Consider the following 20,141-nt stretch of genomic DNA (forward strand, 5'->3'; position numbering starts at 1 on the left):
TTTTATTTAAAATACAGCCAATTTAATAGTTCTTGGAGTAACCAAGTGCTTTCATGCTCTCCTAAAGCACCACCAAATTTACACATTGAACGAACAGAAGGAATTCTGATTTCGTAAATCGCGCCTCGATTCATTAAAAATGCATTGCCAAGATTTGTGAGTCTAAACTGCTGCTGCCCATAGTACATAAACCATAGTTGGCGTTTTATGCTTAAATAATTACGGTTACGATCGAATAAAACATGGGTTCTTTCACCTATTTGATAGAACCAAAATATTGAAGCCAATAGTAAAAAACAAAACATGATTAAAGTGACGTCAAAATATCCAGAATCAATAGAGGATAACAAACTTCCTATGATAGTCATTAAAATGCCTATATAAAAAGAGACAATCATTAAAGCTGGTAACAAACTGTATTGGGTTAGTTTTCTCAGTCCAGGAGCTGGAAGAGTAATCTCCAACCTGTCTCTATCTGCTTTAAGTTTAATCAGGCTACCTGAAGGTTTAGATAGTTTGCCACGAACAGGATGTGATGTAGAACTTGACTGTTGAATTTGCCCATATTTCAGCGAATATTTGGCTTGTTTAGCACTGCTAAAGCGTTTCTCTAACACGATTTCAGTCATCTGCTCAATCCAAGCGATAAAGTGAGAATCAAGACTGATGCCATCGCGAAAATAAACCCGCCCTTCTTTCTGGGGTAAATCAGCCGGGGCTGTACCTGTTAACAGGTGAATTAAAGTTGCACCCAAAGCATATAAATCGGAAGCCGCTACCGCCCGTCCCCAAAACTGTTCTAAGGGTGCATAACCACTCGTCCCCACCACAGTAAACGTCACTCCGGTAACAGCAGCTTGGGCTTGAACTGCGCCAAAATCCACCAAATAAACTTGCTTGTCTTCCCCAAAAATCAGATTACTCGGTTTAATATCTCGGTGTAATACAGGCGGACTCAGTTCATGTAAATAAATCAGAATATCCAGAACTTGACTAGCAATAGCGCGAACCTGTTCTTCACTAAACCGTTTATTTTTATCTAATAATTCTTGAAGAGAATCTCCCGGAATATAGTCTTGCACCAGTCCAAACCACGGCAACTGTAACCCCGCTTCTTTGTCTAAGGAAAAATAATCCCGATAGCGGGGAATTCGGGGATGATTCAGGGCTTGTAAAACTTGTGCCTCGCGTTCAAAGAGTTTAAGTTCCTCCCACTGCATTTCGGGGCTAAAGGCTAATAGCTTAACCGTCACTTGTTCATTAGATTGTAAATCCGTCGCTAACCAAGTTTGTCGCCCTGCTGCTGTGCGTCCTAATTTTTCTTGCAGTTGGTAACGTTCCTTTAAGCATTGATTGGGATTGAACACGAGATTACCTCTGATAACGGTTGACGGTATCTGACGCTTGTGTAGGAACAAGTTTTACTGTTATCACTGTGCATAGGAATACCCATCCTTGTTCTGATTACAACAGGTACAAGTTTTGCGGTTACGGCGTGAGCGTCTTAACTGGCGGCGGGTAGTTTACTTCTTACCTTAACCTAGGTATGACTAAACCTGCCCTAACTGACAATTATCTCATCTCCCTGATTGCCTTTTTTGATAAAACGGCTCTATTCTGTTTACTGGGTACAGTTTCAGGTTATCGGGACTTCCGCCGGAACATTCCTACCCGGTGTGGTAATTTGCCGATTAACGTTAATTTTTATAACGTTCAATTGTCGCCAGGGCTTGCTCTTTACCACCATAGTAAGATTGGATAGTTTGAGCAATCTGAACCGCTCGTTCAGGGTTCCCGGTTGCGACTAATCGACGTACAATGGCATCCAAGGCTTTGGCTTTTGGTTCATAGTCTGTAATCGTTTTAGCTACCTGAATGGCTTGCTCATACTCAGCAGACGTGGTTAAATAGGGTGCGATCGCTTGGATGGTCTTACTCTGAATCGAATCATCGGTAATATGACGAGTCACTCTCAAGGCTTGCTCAGACTCACCAGCATCAGTTAAGTTGAGTGCGATCGCTTGTATCTTTTCGATAATTGGCAAAGCTTGCTTAGACTTACCCACCACCATTAACTCCGTTGTAATTAAGTCCAGTGCTTTTACCTTGATCAAGTCATTTGTAATCGTTTCCGCAGTATCAAGGGCTTGATTGTACTTACCCGCTTTCGCGTAATTAGCTGAAACAGCTACTAACTTCCAATCTTCCCCCAGAAAAATTCCCCGATCATTTTCCCCATCAAGATTTTCTGTACCCGGAGCGCATTGAAGTGTACCATCTTCTACAATTGGTGCTGGAGGGCGATTAGTACCCTTATCTTTTGTCTCACACAAGATAGCTAATGTTGTTGATTCTCCTGTTTCTTCAACCCTACCCAAAAACACACCACCCACATAACTCTTTAAATCAGATTGGCGGGAAACGCTATAGTTAATCGCACTCAAAAGAGTGGCATGACTTGAATAGGTATAGTTTTTGGTTTCCGTGCTAATGCCTAGTCCCAGTTCACCAATATTATTCGTAAAATTACCTTTTTCTAAAAAATAAGCTTGCTGGGCGCGATTCATTGAACCAATATATTGTTTTGCTTCGGATTGCATTGCTTTATCAGCGCTATTAAGAAATGAAGGACTTAATATAAAGCCAATTCCTATTAGTCCTAGTAAAGCCAAGCAGCCACAACCGTAACCACTGTCACTATCATCTAAATAGCGTCTTGAGCCTTGGGCAGGGATTTGATTGTGGTGAGGAATCAAAGAGGATTGCAGCGAAGAAAAAGCCTGACGTGCCGTACTCAACCGTTTTTCCGGTGCAGGTTGAATTAACTGCTCAATCCAGTTAGCAAAATTCGGATTAATCTTGACTTTATCTCGAAACTTAATCTGCATTCGCTGCTGAGGCAATTGAGATGGCGGAATCCCGGTTAATAAATGAATTAAAGTCGCACCCAAAGCATATAAATCTGATGCAGGTACAGCTTTTCCCCATAACTGTTCAGGGGGCGCATAACCACTGGTTCCCACTACTGTAAGTGTAACCCCTTCAGCTTTAGCTTTGTCTTGCACAGCACCAAAATCTACCAGATAAATTTGGTTATTTTTCCCTAAAATTAAATTACTGGGTTTAATATCACGATGGAGAACAGGCGGACTCAATTCGTGTAAATAGATTAAAATCTTGAGCAAATCATTGGCAAAATGACGCACCTGATTCTCCTTAAACCGTTTCCCTTGCTCTAATAACTGTTTGAGAGAACTACCTGGAATATATTCTTGCACTAAAGCAAACCAGGGTAATCCGTTTACCTTAGACTGATCACTATTTTCATTAGCGATAGAAGAGTCTTGTAAACCCGCTTCAACATCATCCACTGAGAAATAATCGAGATACTTCGGAATGCGAAGATGGTTGAGATTCTTTAGAACTTGAGCTTCTCGTTGAAACAGCTTCAACTCATCCCATTGCATCTGGGGATTAAACGCTAGCAATTTAACCACAACGGCTGTTGGCGGTGAGGCTTGTGTATCCATCGCTAACCAAGTTTGCCGCCCTGCATTATGTCCTAATGATTTTTGTAACTGATAGCGATCGCCTAAAACTTTTCCTGCGCTTAACATGAGTTACTCCTTGAAATAATAATTTATGAGTTACGTCCGTTATTGACAATTTGCTAGCCAATCTGTGATTTCACCAACTAACCAGTTTGATTCAGATGGTTTTAGTCGATTTGCCAAACAATAGTTTCTCTTTCTTGTCTTGAGATAGATAGCATTACCTGAATAGTCAATAGCTTGACCTGAATAGTCAATAGCTTGACCTGAATTATAAATAGCTACTTCTTGAATTTCCGAAATACGTAGATGAAAATCAAATCTCTGAAAAATCATTTTATCTATGTCAAATACTACAGAGTATCCCCAGAAATTAGCACGTATAAAATTCCTGATATCTCGGTACATTTTTTTAAGCTGTATCAGCCCTGCTTTTCCTAAAGCAATCATGCAAATCAATACAAAAAATAATACAATTATTATGTCGATTAGCGAATAATATGAATTCACTAAGGACTGAAATCCGACCAAAATTAAAACCATATTCACAATTAATAATAATAGAATTAAGCTAAAAAATGGAATTAATTTTATGGATAAAAATACGCAGCTATCTATAAACCACACTATCCCATCTGTAGAAAAATAAATAATAAGTTTATTTTTGTTTTTTTTAAGCTTTATTCGTGTTGAAAAAGGCGGGTGTACAGTTTCCAATGGATAACCCATAGAACGAATAGATTGCCCCGTTTCCAATGCATCAAGAGCTTGGCTAGCACAACTCAAGCGCAAATCTAGGTCAGGTTCCGTCAAGGCTTCAATCCAACTTATCAACTGAGAATTAATACTCACCTGCTCCCGAAATTGTATGCGTAAATTTCGTTGGGGTAAATCAGCCGGAGAAACACCTGTTAATAGATGAATTAACGTCGCGCCCAAAGCATAGAGATCCGAAGCCGGAACCGCTTGTCCCCAGAACTGTTCTAAGGGTGCATATCCACTCGTTCCCACCACGGTAAACGTCACTCCTTCTACCGCCGCACTATCTTGCACCGCACCAAAATCAACTAAATAAATCTGCTTATCCTCTCCTAAAATCAGATTACTCGGCTTAATATCTCGGTGTAATACAGGTGAATTTAACCCATGTAAATAGATGAGAATCTCCAGCACTTGTTTAGCAATCGAACGAACCTGTGACTCCGTAAACCGCTTTCCCTCATTCAGTAACTGCTGTAAAGATTTGCCTGGGATATAATCCTGCACTAAGCCAAACCAACATAACCCCGCCCCAATTTTTTGATTCAAGGAAAAATAATCCCGATATTGAGGAATTCGAGGATGATTCAGTTGCTTCAGCACCGCTGCTTCTCGTTCAAATAACTTAAACTCATCCCACTCCATTTGAGGATTAAACGCCAGTAACTTAACTGTCACCTGTTCACCCGACTGTAAGTCTTGAGCTAACCAGGTTTGACGCCCTGCATTATTCCCTAATTGCTGTTGCAGTTGGTAACGTTCCTTTAAATGTTGATTGGGATTAAACAAGAGATTAGTTTTCATAACGATTGACCGCCTCTATTGCTGTAACTGTTCAAAGTTGTGAAACATCCAAATATACAAAAACAATCGGGATAAGATAGATAATGTTCATGATATTTTAGGTATTATTGTCAACGTTTATAACCTTCAATTGCTGCCATTGCCTTCTCTTTACCGCCATAGTAAGATTGGATAGTTTGAGCAATCTGAACCGCTCGTTCATCGTTCCCTGTAGCAACTAATCGGCGTACAATGGCATCCAAGGCTTTGGCTTTTTGTTGATAATCTGTAATCGTTTTAGCCACCTGAATCGCTTGCTCATGCTCAGTTGCTGTGGTTAAATAAGGTGCGATCGCTTGGATAGTCTTACTCTGAATCGAATCATGGGGGATATTGTAAGTCACTCTCAGAGCTTGGGTATAGTCACCAGCATCGGTTAACTGGAGTGCGATCGCTTGTACCTTTTCAATAATGGGTAAGGCTTGATCATACCCACTAGCCGCCGCTAACTCCATGGCAATAACGGCTAATGTCTTTGCCTTAACTAATTTGTTTGTAATAGTTTCAGCGACATCAACCGCTTGCTCATACTCAGTCGCTGTGGTTAAATAAGGTGCGATCGCGTCGATAGTCTTACTCTTAATCGAGTCATCGGTGATACTGTGAGTCACTCTCAAAGCTTGGTTAGGCTTACCAGCCGCAACTAATTCTGTTGCAATAACCTGCAATGCTTTTGCCTTAAACCCTTCTTCGGTGATCGTTTCCACAGTATCAAGGGCTTGGGTATACTCACCAGCTTTCGCGTAATTAGCTGAAACATCTACTAACTCCCAATCTTCCCCCAGAAAAATTCCCCGATCATTTTCTCCATCAACACTTTCTGTACCCGGAGCGCATTGAACCATACCATCTTCTACAATTGGTGATGGAGGGCGATTAGTACCCTTATCTTTTGTCTCACACAGAATCGCAAATGTTGTTAATTCTCCTGTTTCTTCCGCGTCACCCAAAAATACACCGCCCACATAACTCTTTAAATCGGCTTTGCGGGAAACGCTATAGTGAATCGAACTCAAAATAGTTGCATGAATTGAATAGGTATAGTTTTTGGTTTCCGTGCTAATGCCTAGTCCCAGTTCACCAATATTATCAGTAAAATTACCTTCTTCTAAAAAATAAGCTTGCTGGGCGCGATTCATTGAACCAATATATTGTTTTGCTTCGGATTGTTTTATTTTACTAGAATCACCAAAAGCCCAAAAGAAAGCAGGCATCAAAATAACGCCAATTCCGATTATTCCGAGCAAAGCCAAGCAGCCACAACCGTAGCCACTATCATTATCAAAATAGCGATCATCTACATAGCGTCTTGAGTGTTGAGCAGGGATTTGATTGTGGTGAGGAATCAAAGAGGATTGCAGTGCAGAAAAAGCCTGACGTGCCGTACTCAACCGTTTTTCCGGTGCAGGTTGAATTAACTGCTCAATCCAGTTAGCAAAATTTGGCTCAATCTTGACTTTATCTCGAAACTTAATCTGCATTCGCTGCTGGGGTAATTGAGATGGCGGAATCCCTGTTAATAAATGAATTAAAGTCGCACCCAAGGCATATAAATCTGATGCAGGTACAGCTTTTCCCCATAACTGTTCCGGCGGTGCATAACCACTGGTTCCCACTACTGTAAATGTAACCCCTTCAGCTTTGGCTTTGTCTTGCACAGCACCAAAATCTACCAGATAAATTTGGTTATCCTCCCCCAAAATAAGATTACTCGGCTTAATATCACGATGGAGAACAGGCGGACTCAATTCGTGTAAATCGATTAAAATATTGAGCAAATCCTCGGCAAAATGACGCACCTGATTCTCCTTAAACTGTTTCCCTTGATCTAATAACTGCTTGAGAGAGTTACCGGGAATATACTCTTGCACTAAAGCAAACCAGGGTAATCCGCTTACATTAGATTTATCACTATTTTCATTATCGATAGAAGAGGCTTCTAAATCCGCTTCAACATCATCCACTGAGAAATAATCGAGATACTTCGGAATGCGAGGGTGATTAAGATTTTTAAGAACTTGAGCTTCTCGTTGAAACAGCTTCAACTCATCCCATTGCATCTGGGGATTAAACGCCAGCAATTTAACCACAACGGCTGTTGGTGGTGAGGTTTGAGTATCCATCGCTAACCAAGTTGGCCGCCCTGCATTATGTCCTAACTGTTTTTGTAGCTGATAGCGATCGCATAAAACTTGTCCTGCGCTTAACATGAGTTACTCCTTGAAATTCTAATTTATTAATTACGTCTGTTGTTTACAATTTGCTAGCCAATCTGTGATTTCACCAACTAACCAGTTTGATTCAGGTGGTTTTAGTCGATTGACTAAACAGGAGTTTCCTGTTATTGTCTTGAGATAGATAGCATTACCCGAATGATTACTACCTACTCCTCGAATCTCCGAAAGGCGTAAATAACGATCAAATCTCTGACAAATAGATTTTTCGGCATCAAATACTATAGAGTATCCCCAAAAAGCAAGTTTAAAATTGCTAATGTCTCTATACATTGCCTCTAAATGAAATACTCCTTTTTGCAGTATTTTTTTTGATAAAAATATACAAATTATATGTATTGCTGATAAAAATAAATTTATCAAATTTACCAAAGCCCCAAAAAGATTAAATATTAAAAATAAAACTATAATGAGTAAAAATACAATTAAGCCAATAAAAAAAATTAGCTTTAATGTAAACAAGCAAGCTTCTAGAATAAACAAGAGTCGGCTTTTAGGCAAATCAATAATAAGTTTATTTTTGTTTTTTTTAAGCCTAATTCGTGTTGAAAAAGGCGGATGTACAGTTTCCAATGGATAACCCATAGAACGAATCGATCGCCCCGTTTCCAATGCATCAAGAGCTTGGCTAGCACAACTCAAGCGCAAATCTAGGTCAGGTTCCGTCAAGGCTTCAATCCAACTTATCAACTGAGAATTAATACTCACCTGCTCCCGAAATTGTATGCGTAAATTTCGTTGGGGTAAATCAGCCGGAGAAACACCTGTTAATAGATGAATTAACGTCGCGCCCAAAGCATAGAGATCCGAAGCCGGAACCGCTTGTCCCCAGAACTGTTCTAAGGGTGCATATCCACTCGTTCCCACCACGGTAAACGTCACTCCTTCTACCGCCGCACTATCTTGCACCGCACCAAAATCAACTAAATAAATCTGCTTATCCTCTCCTAAAATCAGATTACTCGGCTTAATATCTCGGTGTAATACAGGTGAATTTAACCCATGTAAATAGATGAGAATCTCCAGCACTTGTTTAGCAATCGAACGAACCTGTGACTCCGTAAACCGCTTTCCCTCATTCAGTAACTGCTGTAAAGATTTGCCTGGGATATAATCCTGCACTAAGCCAAACCAACATAACCCCGCCCCAATTTTTTGATTCAAGGAAAAATAATCCCGATATTGAGGAATTCGAGGATGATTCAGTTGCTTCAGCACCGCTGCTTCTCGTTCAAATAACTTAAACTCATCCCACTCCATTTGAGGATTAAACGCCAGTAACTTAACTGTCACCTGTTCACCCGACTGTAAGTCTTGAGCTAACCAGGTTTGACGCCCTGCATTATTCCCTAATTGCTGTTGCAGTTGGTAACGTTCCTTTAAATGTTGATTGGGATTAAACAAGAGATTAGTTTTCATAACGATTGACCGCCTCTATTGCTGTAACTGTTCAAAGTTGTGAAACATCCAAATATACAAAAACAATCGGGATAAGATAGATAATGTTCATGATATTTTAGGTATTATTGTCAACGTTTATAACCTTCAATTGCTGCCATTGCCTTCTCTTTACCGCCATAGTAAGATTGGATAGTTTGAGCAATCTGAACCGCTCGTTCAGGGTTTCCTGTCGCGACTAATCGGCGTACAATGGCATCCAAGGCTTTGGCTTTTAGTTCGTAGTCTGTAATCGTTTTAGCCACCTGAATCCCTTGTTCATACTCGGCAGACGTGGTTAAATAAGGTACGATCGCTTGGATAGTCTTACTCTTAATCGAGTCATCGGTGATACTGTGAGTTACTCTCAAGGCTTGCTCAGACTCACCAGCATCAGTTAAGTTGAGTGCGATCGCTTGTATCTTTTCAATAATTGTCAAAGCTTGCTTAGACTTACCAGCAGCCGCTAACTCTGTAGCAATAACCTCCAGCGCTTTAGCTTTAACCCAGCTCTCTGTAATCGTTTCCGCAGTATCAATGGCTTGCTTGTACTCACCAGCTTTCGCGTAATTAGCTGAAATATCTACTAACTTCCAATCTTCCCCGATAAAAATTTCCTGATTATTCCCTCCATCAACATTTTCTGTACCCGGAGCGCATTGAAGCCTACCATTTTCTACAATGGGTGCTGGGGGGCGATTAGTACCGGGAGATTTTGCCTGACATAAAATTGCAAATGTTGTCGATTCTCCTGTTTGTTCAATGTTACCCAAAAACACACCGCCAACATGGCTCTCTAAATCGGATGTTCGGGAAACGCTATAGTTAATTACGCTCAAAGGAGTGGCATGACTTGAATAGCTATAGTCTGTGGTTTCAGTGCTAATACCTAGTCCCAGTTCAGCAATATTATCGGTAAAATTACCTTCCTCTAAAACATAATCTTGCTGGGCGCGATTTATTGAGCCAATATAGTGTTTAGGTTCGTATTGCTGTGTTTCACGAGCGATATTAGTAAATTCAACTAATAGATAATATAGTCCTAACAAGCCAATTAATCCCAACAAAGCCAAGCAGCCACAACCATAGCCACTATTTGTATCATTTTTATCAGCAGTCATTAAACTCTCTCTCCTCCAAAGTAAACCGTACAAAACCACCCACCTTAAAGCCAAAAATCAATCATTGCCCCTTTCACCTCTCTCTCCCTCTGCGTACCTCTGCGCTAACCTCTGCGTCCTCTGCGTTTCTCAAAAAACTCACATTAGCCCCTTAAACTACCCTTGAAGCTGCATCAAATAATAAGCCATGGGAATCATCCCAAACGAACCCACATGCATCGACATAACCGTCATTGCCAGATTAGGATGCTTCTGCTTTAATAAACCTGCGATCGCAAACCCCTTCGTTACAAAACCCAAAATAAAGCCAATCAGCAGTAACCCGGCTGTCACAGCGTAAAGAAAAGCTAGGTTGGCGGAACTATCCATGGCACTAATCAGGAATAACGTAGCAAAACCTAAAGCCATGAAGAAAAGATAAACACAAAACTTAAACATCCCTTGACTGATATTTTTCAAATACCCCCGACGCTGACAGAATGAAAGACACATCGCCGCCGATAAAATCGAGCCAATGAGACCCAGAGGAAACATTACACTTAAAGAAACCCAACTAACCAAACTAGCCAACAGATAAAACCCATTCGCCAACCCTGCGATTACAAAAGCTTTTCGGAAAGGAATTAACTCTCGTTTGCACAGGATAAAAGATTCAATTAAAACCGTAGCCAATAGGGGTAATCCATACCCGTACATCAATGAAATAGCCGGAAGCGTAATTAGACTAGAAGCGAAGAAGAATCCTTGATGCAAACCACAAGCCAAGGCGGGTAATGTCAGCATTAGCAGTAAACCGACTGTACCTCCTGTCACCTTGAGCCAAGATAGTCTCGGCGGCTGCGGCTTTACGGGGACACCCCTATAAAGAACCAGGGGAGCAGGTGTCAGAGGGAGCAGAGTCAAATCCAGGCTTGGCTTCTGTGTCATTGGTATTCTCCAGCAACTCGTGTTATGTCCCATCTAATCAGTCACATCTTTGAGATCCCATCGGAGTTATTTGAGAACTCATCGACTTCTCATCGACTTCGTTGTAATGGGGTTACTGGACTATATCTCTCCAACTTCATAGGCTTATGCAATGGGTGTCCCATTTTTATCACCTGGTATTTTTTCAGTCGCTTCTGCCTTTCATAAGCTGTCACGCCTTTAAATTGGGAATGGCTAGCGAGCAAGATGCTCAATGCAGTGAGCAAGATGCTCACACTACAACAAGGATTTCGTCATTATTGATATTAAGGTTTAAAATTTCACCCATGCGGGTATCACTTTCACCCATTCGGGTGTATTTCCTAACTTCAAAAAATGATATTTTTATACAAAATAGTCAACCGAAAATGTATCATTTTGTAAATAAAATACAAGGTTTATTTGTTGCCAAAATAAAATAGAATTAAAAAGATACATAGGTGCAACCATGCAATTTAGAAACGAGAACTATTCAAAGTTGCCTCGTTTCCTCCATCGCTATTTTCCGCTTCAGAGGATAGGGGTAAAACGATTAGCAGGCTCAAGGTTAGCCCAAGTCCTAACCCTAGCCATTGCTGTTGGGTTAACCAATCTGGGTGTCACTTTAGCTCAAGTTCCAGGAAATAGTACGATAAACTCGCCAACACCGCAGTCTTTCCCCTCTCCTAGATTGCCTAGGCGGGAGCTAGAAGTACAACCTGTGCGATCTATCCAAATTCCCGCTATCTATGAACATCCTGATTTCTTTGAGGAAGGACACGAAGAATTCGAGGAACAAATTGACAAGCTAAGACTCCAGAATACGCCAGATTCTTCCGAAGACGAGGTACTCACAATTGAAGAGTCAGCGTACTGGGAAAATCAAGATCATGGAGAGAGTTGGTTGACGAACAAAGCCAACCTTGACCTAAATTAACTGTTTGTAGTCAGCGATGCGAGCGCTTCTGCCACTAAAGTGGCTACTACGAACTCAGGTATAGAGGTGTGTTAATTTGTCGCCAGATATAAGCCCATTGATAGAAGGTAAACCCTTCTATTTTTTTTAGAATGAATGTAAACCCAATAAAAACGGAGGTTAAATTATGACTACTCAACGCAACAAGTATTCAAAATTACCGCGTTTACCCGATCGCACTCCTCAATCTCCAGCGTCAGAGTCTAAACTAGGCGTAGGTTCTACCCTTATCAAACTAGGAACTCTAGCCATCGCCATAGTGCTAACGAATCTGGGTTTAACCCATTCAGCGTTTGCTCAAACTCAAATTCCCAGGAATCCTAACTCGCAAACGCCGCAACCCTTACCATCAGATCAGACTCCGAATATAGACCCCCCTGACGCCGAACCGCCTCAACTCTTAGCACCGCCTGGTATCTATGAGCATCCCGACTTCTTTGAGGAAGGGGAGGAAAAACTAGAACGACGCATTGACAGGCTCAGAGAAAGACGCGATGAAGACGAATCTGAAGAGGATGTACTCACGATTGAAGAGCAAGCCTACTGGGAAAATCGAGATCATCCAGATAGTCTGCTAACGTTGCGTGATCCAGAAACGGGATGGACGAGAGTGGTTTCCACTCAGGGAGAATTTGCGGTTTCTCTACCCAAAAAGCCGAAAGATGTCACAGCCGTTCCAGCCAACCAAGCAACTAACCTTGATCTAGAAGCGTATCGACTCAATCAACCTCCCCAAAGATTCGTCATCGCTTATTCTGAAGAAATCGCGTTAGCTGATCCAGAAACCAAGTTACGCCAAGTCCGCGACCAAATTTTAGCCGAAACTGACGCTCAATTACAGCGCGATCGCCCAATTTCTCTGGAGGGTTATCCCGGTCGATCTTTTCAACTGAGAACCCCAAATCAAGTGATGACTTACAAATTGTATTGGGTAGATGATCGCCTGTATGTTTTGAGAGCCAGTCAACAGCAGCCAGAAAAGGCTGATTATCAAGCGGCTCAGTTTTTCAATTCCTTTGAGCCAATTACTCAATGGGATAATTAGGGGCTGCTGAATAAGTCTTGTGGTGGGGAGAGGCAATAGGGAATAGGCAATAGGCAATAGTTTTTGTACTCAGAATCTACTCTAGGTAAAGGTTTCAAGGATTAAGATGGCAAAACTTGTGAGAAATGCGGGTCATAGGGATTTGGTATCATGGGTTTGCTCAGATCCTTTATGGTGAAAACGAATTCCCAGGAAAATATCATAGACGAAACTTAAAAAATCTTTGCCTTGTAGCAGTCCCAATGACTGATGACAGCCCTTTTCTTCTAATAAAGGCTGAGTGGCTCGATAGGCTCCTTGATATTTATACCAGGGAATAGAGGGCCACAGATGATGAATCAAATGGTAATTCTGACCCATAATCATAATATTCAGGATTGGGCTAGGATAAACTCTGGCATTTTTCCAGCGATCGCGTTCTTTGAAGGGACGATGGGGTAAATAGTCAAAAAACAACCCCAATGCCAATCCCACAACCAGAGCTGGGGTAAACCAAAAGTTCATGATATAGCCCAAAAAGCCATAGTGACACGCCAGGTAAATCACCCCCGCCACAAATGCTCGGCTCAAGAACCATTCCAGCAGTTCATACTTACGCCACAAGCGACGCTTAAAGAAAAAGACCTCATGATAAAAGAAGCGTGCCGCAATTAACCACAGAGGACCCCCCGTTGATACAAAATGATCCGGATCATTTTCTGGATCATTCACATTGGCATGATGCTGCATGTGTACCCGGGTAAACACTGGGAACGCAAATCCCAACATCAACGCACTCCCATGACCCATCAGCGCATTCGCGATCCGATTTTTGTGGGCAACATTGTGAGAGGCATCATGGATTACCGTACCCGCCATATGCAACGCTAGGACATTAATCCCAAAGCACAAGGGTGCGGGTAACTCCCACAGCCAGTAACCGCAGGTCGAGAAGACGATCAGAGCCATCGCTACTATGAAAATTAGTAACGTTAGATTAAAATCTTCGGGGGCACCCAAGAATTCTCTGGGTACGGTCAGTGGCTTGATTGCCTCCGACATCGTTGTTTGTACTCCTTATTAACTATCCTTTGGTAGTATAAGATGTCTTAACAGAATTATAAAGTTTTGTTGACATCAGGTCATTTAATCAAAATTGACCGACTGATAAGCTTAACACGTTTTGGCGGCTTCGCTCAGGAGCTGGGGAAGCTGGCAGCAATTCTCACCAAAAAAGCCAGGGCATGACCCGGCTTTTTTGTGGCTGTGTTTCGTACCTGCGGTAGGTTGACGTCGGCGAAGAAGTCATTTGCCCAGATCCGATGTGCCGCACGGCTGTTGAATGGAGACGACGCAGACCTTGACATAGCCGCTGCGTTTGTTGTCGGGCTAGGGGAGCATCGGCAGACCGCACGCGACCCGTCGGAAATCAGCCGCCTATCAGCGCCTGAGCGAGTCCGATAAAGAGCGGTATTCCCACGGCAAGCGCAATCGGTGTGCCGACGGCTGTGGACGAGCCGATGTAGGCAGAGGGATTGGCTGACGGGATACCGGCTCGTAAAGTGGGCGGTCCTGAGATGTCTGAACTGGAGGCGGCAATGACGGCCAGGAGAACAACGCCGCCAGCACTGAATCCCGTTGCGTAGTGGGCAATCATGCCGAGACCGAAGGCGATGAACCCATGCAGCAGCGGCCCCACAAAGGCATATAGGGCGTACCACTGACCCACCTTACGCAGCTCGCCCAGCCTTGCCGTGGCCTCCATACCCATTACCAGCATCAGGATCGAAAGCAGACCACGGAAGAGGGGATCGAAGAAGCTCTCATAGACACTTTCCGGCTGGGTTAGTATGCCTAGAGCGATGCCGAGCAGCAGTGCCGATAGGGCAGAACCCTGGAGGCTTTCCTGCACGATGGGCCATATTTTGACCCGCTCTGGCTCCTGGTGGGGATACCCGCTTGCGGTAATGCGCTGCTGGCTAAGATACTCCTGTCTAGTGGTGGGATACTCCTGCTCGCTGGGATACCCGCCTGCGGTAACGCTCTGCTTGCTTATAGACTCCTCCTTGCTGAGATACTCCTCCTTACTGAGAGACTTTTGCTTTTGCTTGCTGACATAAATGCTGGCTACGACGATCGCAGTCACGAGCGCTGGGATGTCCATGAAGGGATAGAGTGCGGCAGCCCAGGGTTCGTATGTTATACCTTCCGCTTCCAAGACTGTTATGCCGGCGGCGAGGGTAGAGCCACTCACCGCACCGAACAAGCCCGCAGTCGCAACGGCATCCACGACTTTGACGCCTGGCAGCTTTGCCAACGTGTAGCGCCCGATGAACACAATAAGGATTCCGGTTATCACAGCGAAGACGGCGGGCAACAGCATGTCCAGCAGATTGGCATTGCGGATCGCAATACCGCCGCTCAAGCCGACTTTGATGAGCAGCATGAAGACGATGAACTTATAGATCGCATCTGGAATTGCCAGTCGGCTATTGAGGGCGGCAACGACCATACCACCGATCAGAAAGCCAAGTGTTGGGGACTGCAACTTCCCTAGGAAGAGCGTAAAGAAATCGGACAAAAACTCCACTTTGTAATTCCTCCTTAATCAAATATTAGGGGTCAGGACAGCAGGCAAGAGGGGCCTCGAATTTATTTCCATAAATCTTTAGAGTCCGTGAAGACGGACTGTGTTGTGTTAGCCTTGGATTTCCAATCCTCGGGCAGTTGTTGCTGTTGATTTCTACTTGGAACTACAATAGAGCCGGCTGCGGAAGCGCCGGCAGTGTACAGAAAGTTTTGACGAGACATGCGAGAGAAATTTGCCATGAATACCTCCTTCCGCCTCCCCTGGCTGGGGGAGTGGTGATTGTGATAAGTGAAATTGGTTAAAAGTTGCAGAAAGCGGGGGTGCAGCGCTACACCCCTACAGCACAGGTATTATGCGAATACCTGTCCCGCAGAACCTACCATAAATCAAGATCTATGTAAGACCCGAATCTCTATGTGCTTAAGTTTATCTTAAAATCTGTACCAATTTGCATGGAAATGCCCAATTCAAATCATAAGTTTTCCTTTTAGTCTCAGAAAACCCCTATATCTGTGGTCAATGTAATCTGTAACCCCTAGTGGGACTCGACAACCTGGCGTCGCTTGCGGTATTTAACAACCAGATCACCGATCTTTGGCATAATCTTAAAGATATGGTTCAAGGCAAGACTTTATGGTTTTGCCTTGAATTGTCGTAATAGAACGGATCAAGAGGTAAACTACATGACCCAGAAAGCCAGCAAGCTCGTCATCGTCACGGAAAAGGTGCTACTGAAAAAGGTCGGCAAGATCATCGACGAAGCCGGGGCTACCGGTTATACAGTGGTGGACGCTGGCGGTAAAGGCAGTCGCAACGTGCGCTCGTCGGGACAACCCAGCGTTAGCGAGAACTTCTCGAATGTAAAGTTCGAGATACTCACCCCCAATCGGGATATGGCCGTGAAGATTTCGGATGAGGTCGCAGCGAAGTTTTTCGATGACTATTCGGGCATCAGCTATATCTGTGATGTGATGGAGGTACTGCACGCGCACACGTTCTGACTCAAAACCCTAGTCAGAAGTTACCCCAGCCAAAAATTCAAAACTGGCTCACTGTGAGGCTTTCCGCGATTTTTTAGACATTCGGCGAGCGCTCAGACTTCGGCGAACGCTCAGTCGAGCTGTCGAGCCGTCGAGCCGCTGCCCTACTTATGTACAATCGCTGAAACCTTGATGTAGCGTGGGTTTCAACCTATCTCTTGTCTATTGCCAAAATAGCGCGTTGGCGGAGCCTGTTCCGAAGGCACGTATCGCGCTATTTTGGCATGCTGGGAAGATGGGGAAGATGGGAAAGCAAATAACCAATGACGTAGCTTGCTTCTCAAGGGAGCGAGTATGACGAATGACGTAGCTTGCTTCTCAAGGGAGCGAGTATGACGAATGACAAATGACTGTGAAGTATTCAGGGAACCTCTTATGATACTGCTATGGTCTTAACCTCATAAGTAGTCGATTATCCACAACGTATCCAGATCATGAAAGCCTCTTCCCGATTCCCTGTTCCCTCGACTAAGATGACCCGCCATTTAATATCAGAGGGGGTGTCTTTGGGGTTAAGAACCACAGGCTGGTCAGCAAGTTTAGCCATTATCCTCGCTAGTACGAATGTTTTAGCAGTCAACCCTGTCAACCAAAACCTCGCCGTTCAAAATCAGCTTCAGCGTGATGCTACCGTTGCTCAGAATAACACTGATGACCCTCGATTCACCTGCCAATTCTTCGATGGGGAATACACGGTGATGTATCACCCCGAAAGTCAACCTGATCAAGCTTATGCTTGGGCGACTCCTAGTTTGATGGGTGGAGGTTGGACTCCAGAACGCCGCTGTAATGAAATTAGCCGCCGTTTGGAGTTTTATCGACCGGATGGGTTATTGGAAATGCGGACAGCGACGGAAAATAACTACGACATTATTTGTGTCACGACTCAGAAGAACCCAGACTGTCAAATCGTCCTGACTATACCACCGGGTCAAGATCCTCAACTCACTCGCGATCGCGTGTTTGAAAATTTGACGGTTGCTGATAGTGGTCAATCGACGGATGCGGTTACCACTTTTATTGAAGATGATAAGGGTTCAGATGTGCTGAATCAGTTGTTAAATGAGGGATTGTCAGTCTTGGGAATTAGTCAACCGTCTAGACCCAGTTCGGAAGTGATTAACTTGCGACCTTTTCTTGATCCGGCTGATGGTGGAACAGGAACTCAATTGCGCCAGGGGACACCTGTACACTCAACTCCCCGTCTAAACCCTGATAATTTCCGATGAATCAGGTTCAATTTCGGGTTGAGTAACACTGAGATCTAAGAAGTTTTGGTGGTTTAAAATCTCGAATAGGTTGACATCTGTTTCCAGTAAACAGGCATGACCTGACTTCGGCAGCACCGACATTGTAGCGTTTGGCAGATAGTTGACTAAGGATTTGGCTTCTGCTAACGAACACCACAAGCGATCCGCAGCGCTGGCGAGAATGAGGACGGGTTGAGTCAACTGTTCAAGTGCTGCTGGATCAACCTTAAAATTTCTCAGCATGGATACTCGCCAATGCATGGTTTTGGCAGGTAATGATCGCATCGCCTCTAAGAGGGCGCGGCGATTGCTGGGAATCATCCGATTGAGGGATGATAAGACGGGTAACAATGTCAAAGTAGATAGGTGATAAACATTATCGGGTAATACGCCTAACCATTGTGATCCCCACAGCAACCAAGAGGGTTGACTCACGGATGTGGCTGGGTTACTTAAAATGATTCGGTGCAACAGATGGGGGGCGGTGAGGGCGACCTTTAGGGCTAAACAGCCACCAAAAGACTCGCCACACAGATAAACGCTTTGGCTGCGTCGTTGGCTGAGTTCTGTGGCAATTAAGCTAGCCACCTGATTGGCTAAGTCTTGCCAGTTACTCAAATAGTGGGGAGGAATGACCAAACACCGAACATCAAACGCTGCGGCTAAGTTGGGTATCTGCATTCGCAAGAGCTGACCTGTTCCATCCATCCCCGATAAATAGACGAACAAGGGATAATCCGGATTGGGCGATCGCGGTGTCAGAAAATAAGGATGACTTTTTAGCTCTGGCATCATTGACTTTAGGTAGCCTTCGCTTATACTAGACAATTTCCCCCCTAGGGGCTTTCTCGGCTAAAGCTGAGATCTGTATCGATTAGTCTTGACACAACCCTTAGGGATAGTTATTTAATCTTTCTTTACAATAAGCGGTAATACGGCTGACTGGCAAATATTCTGAAGGTGGGGATGATTGAAATGGTGGGAAAGAGGGGAACAATTAGGGAGCTGGGGCAGCTGATCGGAGTAGTCTTAGCCCCCATTCAACAACAGGAGTTGACAAAATCGCTATTATATGGATAGACGGCAAATTGCCAAGACTACTCTGCTGCTGCGTACTTAATCTCAGTTCCGTTGACTGCTATTCAACTAGAGATGAGCTTGCACTCTCCTAAATTTAACGAAATAATTCTTATATTGAGAAATAACTCCTTTTTTTTAGTTAGTTCAAGCATTTTTAAACAAAATTTAGTAAAGTTTGTTAATGTTTTGTAGTGTTTAATACTTTTTTTAGGCAAAATGCTAAGTAAATCCAACTATATATACCATGACAACCAAGTAAGGGAGGGCGTTTTTGTAAACAATCGATGACTTCTAACCGGACTCAAAGAAACACATTGACCGTTAAAAGCAACGTAGCCCAAAAACTCAGGGACTTCCTGTGCCGAAGCCTAGGTAAGAGGAGTCCCGATTACCAAGAGGCTAGGGTAGAGAGTATCCACACATACAGGAGGACAGATCATGGTCTAGAATCTATCGAGCAATGGTTAAGCGATCGCATGGTTAATATGGAGACTGTCCTCGCCTTGAGGCAAGTCGGCAAAACCATTATTTTGGGAATTAATTCCCTTAACTCATTTAACCAAATCCTTGTCAAACAAGAGTTTGGCAGTTCGTCCAAGATACGGAAACACTACTCTAACTGTGCAGGTCTTGTACAGTATCGGGGAATCAGTTAGACTAACAGCTTGTCTACTCGTGCTGACTATCCCCAATAAACATCGATATCTACCAAAAACCTGGCTACCCCAGTGACTTTAACCAAAAAACTCTCATTTAAGATCGTGCAACATCAGTCATTCCTCGGCATTGGGGAAGGTTAGCGAATCATCGCTAAAGGAGATCCCCACTTGTTTTTGGGCGATGGAAGCCTAATAGTGTTCCGTCGTTTTCAGCCAAAATCACTCTGACGGCTGACTAAACGAGAAGATGGTTGGGAAGGAGGCATCTATTTCTTGCATAAAAAACTGAGGCATAAAAATCATGTTGAATAATTTTAGTACCGATCCCATTTTTACACCTGAACAAGTTTTAGAAAATCGCGGTCGAGTTGCCATATTTATTGATGGCTCGAATCTGTTTTATGCAGCTTTGCAATTAGGCATTGAAATCGATTACACCAAACTGTTGGTTCGTTTAACGGCTGGTTCACGATTGCTGCGATCCTTCTTTTACACCGGGGTTGATCGCACCAATGAAAAGCAGCAAGGGTTTTTGCTGTGGATGCGCCGTAATGGATACCGGGTCATTGCTAAGGATTTAGTGCAGTTACCCGATGGCTCAAAAAAAGCGAATCTAGATGTGGAAATTGCTG

17 protein-coding genes and 2 pseudogenes are annotated in these 20,141 nt (G+C 43.5%); 6 read left to right on the top strand and 13 right to left on the bottom strand.

Going from position 1 to position 20,141, the window contains the following annotated elements:
* Positions 1 to 2: 2 nt before the first annotated feature.
* The 9 genes and pseudogenes from MC7420_RS33150 to MC7420_RS33180 form a co-directional block, all read right to left on the bottom strand.
* Complete coding sequence (locus MC7420_RS33150) at positions 3 to 1,367, bottom strand: serine/threonine protein kinase (protein WP_006106222.1); 1,365 nt, start codon at positions 1,365 to 1,367, stop codon at positions 3 to 5.
* Positions 1,368 to 1,697: 330 nt separating this feature from the next.
* The gene (locus MC7420_RS43110; RefSeq protein WP_269546375.1) at positions 1,698 to 2,600 is read right to left on the bottom strand and encodes a type IV pilin-like G/H family protein; all 903 of its coding nucleotides are present in this window, start codon (positions 2,598 to 2,600) and stop codon (positions 1,698 to 1,700) included.
* A gap of 144 nt (positions 2,601 to 2,744) precedes the next feature.
* Positions 2,745 to 3,617 (bottom strand): annotated as a pseudogene (locus MC7420_RS43115) (serine/threonine protein kinase); the annotation flags it as partial.
* 39 nt (positions 3,618 to 3,656) lie between these two features.
* Positions 3,657 to 5,114, bottom strand: a complete 1,458-nt coding sequence (locus MC7420_RS33160) for a serine/threonine protein kinase (RefSeq protein WP_006106182.1) — start codon at positions 5,112 to 5,114, stop codon at positions 3,657 to 3,659.
* A gap of 110 nt (positions 5,115 to 5,224) precedes the next feature.
* Positions 5,225 to 6,367, bottom strand: a complete 1,143-nt coding sequence (locus tag MC7420_RS43120; RefSeq protein ID WP_269546377.1) for a type IV pilin-like G/H family protein — start codon at positions 6,365 to 6,367, stop codon at positions 5,225 to 5,227.
* A 117-nt stretch (positions 6,368 to 6,484) separates the two neighbouring features.
* Positions 6,485 to 7,363 (bottom strand): annotated as a pseudogene (locus MC7420_RS43125) (serine/threonine protein kinase); the annotation flags it as partial.
* 30 nt (positions 7,364 to 7,393) lie between these two features.
* Positions 7,394 to 8,806 (bottom strand): serine/threonine protein kinase, encoded by a 1,413-nt coding sequence (locus MC7420_RS33170; protein WP_006106181.1) that lies wholly within the window; start codon positions 8,804 to 8,806, stop codon positions 7,394 to 7,396.
* Between the two features lie 110 nt (positions 8,807 to 8,916).
* Entirely contained in the window at positions 8,917 to 9,945 is a 1,029-nt protein-coding gene (locus MC7420_RS35990) for a type IV pilin-like G/H family protein (protein ID WP_006106211.1), read from the bottom strand.
* 156 nt (positions 9,946 to 10,101) lie between these two features.
* Complete coding sequence (locus tag MC7420_RS33180; RefSeq protein ID WP_006106170.1) at positions 10,102 to 10,872, bottom strand: hypothetical protein; 771 nt, start codon at positions 10,870 to 10,872, stop codon at positions 10,102 to 10,104.
* A gap of 487 nt (positions 10,873 to 11,359) precedes the next feature.
* On the opposite strand from MC7420_RS33180, the gene MC7420_RS33185 reads away from it, so the two are divergent.
* Both MC7420_RS33185 and MC7420_RS33190 read left to right on the top strand, forming a co-directional pair.
* Positions 11,360 to 11,827, top strand: a complete 468-nt coding sequence (locus tag MC7420_RS33185; RefSeq protein ID WP_044211111.1) for a hypothetical protein — start codon at positions 11,360 to 11,362, stop codon at positions 11,825 to 11,827.
* Between the two features lie 166 nt (positions 11,828 to 11,993).
* On the top strand, positions 11,994 to 12,911 hold the full coding sequence (locus MC7420_RS33190) for a hypothetical protein (RefSeq protein ID WP_006106208.1): 918 nt from the start codon (positions 11,994 to 11,996) through the stop codon (positions 12,909 to 12,911).
* 132 nt (positions 12,912 to 13,043) lie between these two features.
* Here the strand turns inward: MC7420_RS33190 and crtR are convergent, their stop codons facing one another.
* The 3 genes from crtR to MC7420_RS33200 form a co-directional block, all read right to left on the bottom strand.
* Positions 13,044 to 13,952: a beta-carotene hydroxylase gene (gene crtR / locus MC7420_RS33195; protein WP_006106183.1), complete on the bottom strand. Its 909-nt coding sequence runs from the start codon at positions 13,950 to 13,952 to the stop codon at positions 13,044 to 13,046.
* 134 nt (positions 13,953 to 14,086) lie between these two features.
* Positions 14,087 to 14,257 carry a hypothetical protein gene (locus MC7420_RS43130; RefSeq protein WP_157453434.1) on the bottom strand — a complete coding sequence of 57 codons (171 nt, stop codon included), beginning with the start codon at positions 14,255 to 14,257 and terminating at the stop codon, positions 14,087 to 14,089.
* Between the two features lie 62 nt (positions 14,258 to 14,319).
* Positions 14,320 to 15,480, bottom strand: coding sequence for a sodium-dependent bicarbonate transport family permease (locus tag MC7420_RS33200; protein WP_006106213.1), 1,161 nt, complete (start codon positions 15,478 to 15,480; stop codon positions 14,320 to 14,322).
* Positions 15,481 to 16,163: 683 nt separating this feature from the next.
* On the opposite strand from MC7420_RS33200, the gene MC7420_RS33205 reads away from it, so the two are divergent.
* Positions 16,164 to 16,481: a P-II family nitrogen regulator gene (locus MC7420_RS33205; protein WP_006106209.1), complete on the top strand. Its 318-nt coding sequence runs from the start codon at positions 16,164 to 16,166 to the stop codon at positions 16,479 to 16,481.
* 473 nt (positions 16,482 to 16,954) lie between these two features.
* Entirely contained in the window at positions 16,955 to 17,749 is a 795-nt protein-coding gene (locus tag MC7420_RS33210; RefSeq protein ID WP_157453435.1) for a COP23 domain-containing protein, read from the top strand.
* On the opposite strand, the gene MC7420_RS33215 is transcribed toward MC7420_RS33210, so the two are convergent.
* A complete protein-coding gene (locus MC7420_RS33215) occupies positions 17,726 to 18,562 on the bottom strand; it encodes an alpha/beta fold hydrolase (RefSeq protein ID WP_006106206.1) in 837 nt (278 codons plus the stop codon). The two genes, MC7420_RS33210 and MC7420_RS33215, sit on opposite strands and share 24 nt — an antisense overlap.
* Positions 18,563 to 19,164: 602 nt before the next feature.
* Here MC7420_RS33215 and MC7420_RS33220 point away from each other — a divergent pair.
* Both MC7420_RS33220 and MC7420_RS33225 read left to right on the top strand, forming a co-directional pair.
* On the top strand, positions 19,165 to 19,506 hold the full coding sequence (locus MC7420_RS33220; RefSeq protein ID WP_157453436.1) for a hypothetical protein: 342 nt from the start codon (positions 19,165 to 19,167) through the stop codon (positions 19,504 to 19,506).
* A 304-nt stretch (positions 19,507 to 19,810) separates the two neighbouring features.
* A partial coding sequence (locus tag MC7420_RS33225; RefSeq protein WP_006106205.1) for a LabA-like NYN domain-containing protein occupies positions 19,811 to 20,141 on the top strand: 331 nt, incomplete at its 3' end.

Source organism: Coleofasciculus chthonoplastes PCC 7420 (assembly GCF_000155555.1).
GTDB classification, from domain to species: Bacteria; Cyanobacteriota; Cyanobacteriia; order Cyanobacteriales; family Coleofasciculaceae; genus Coleofasciculus; species Coleofasciculus chthonoplastes_A.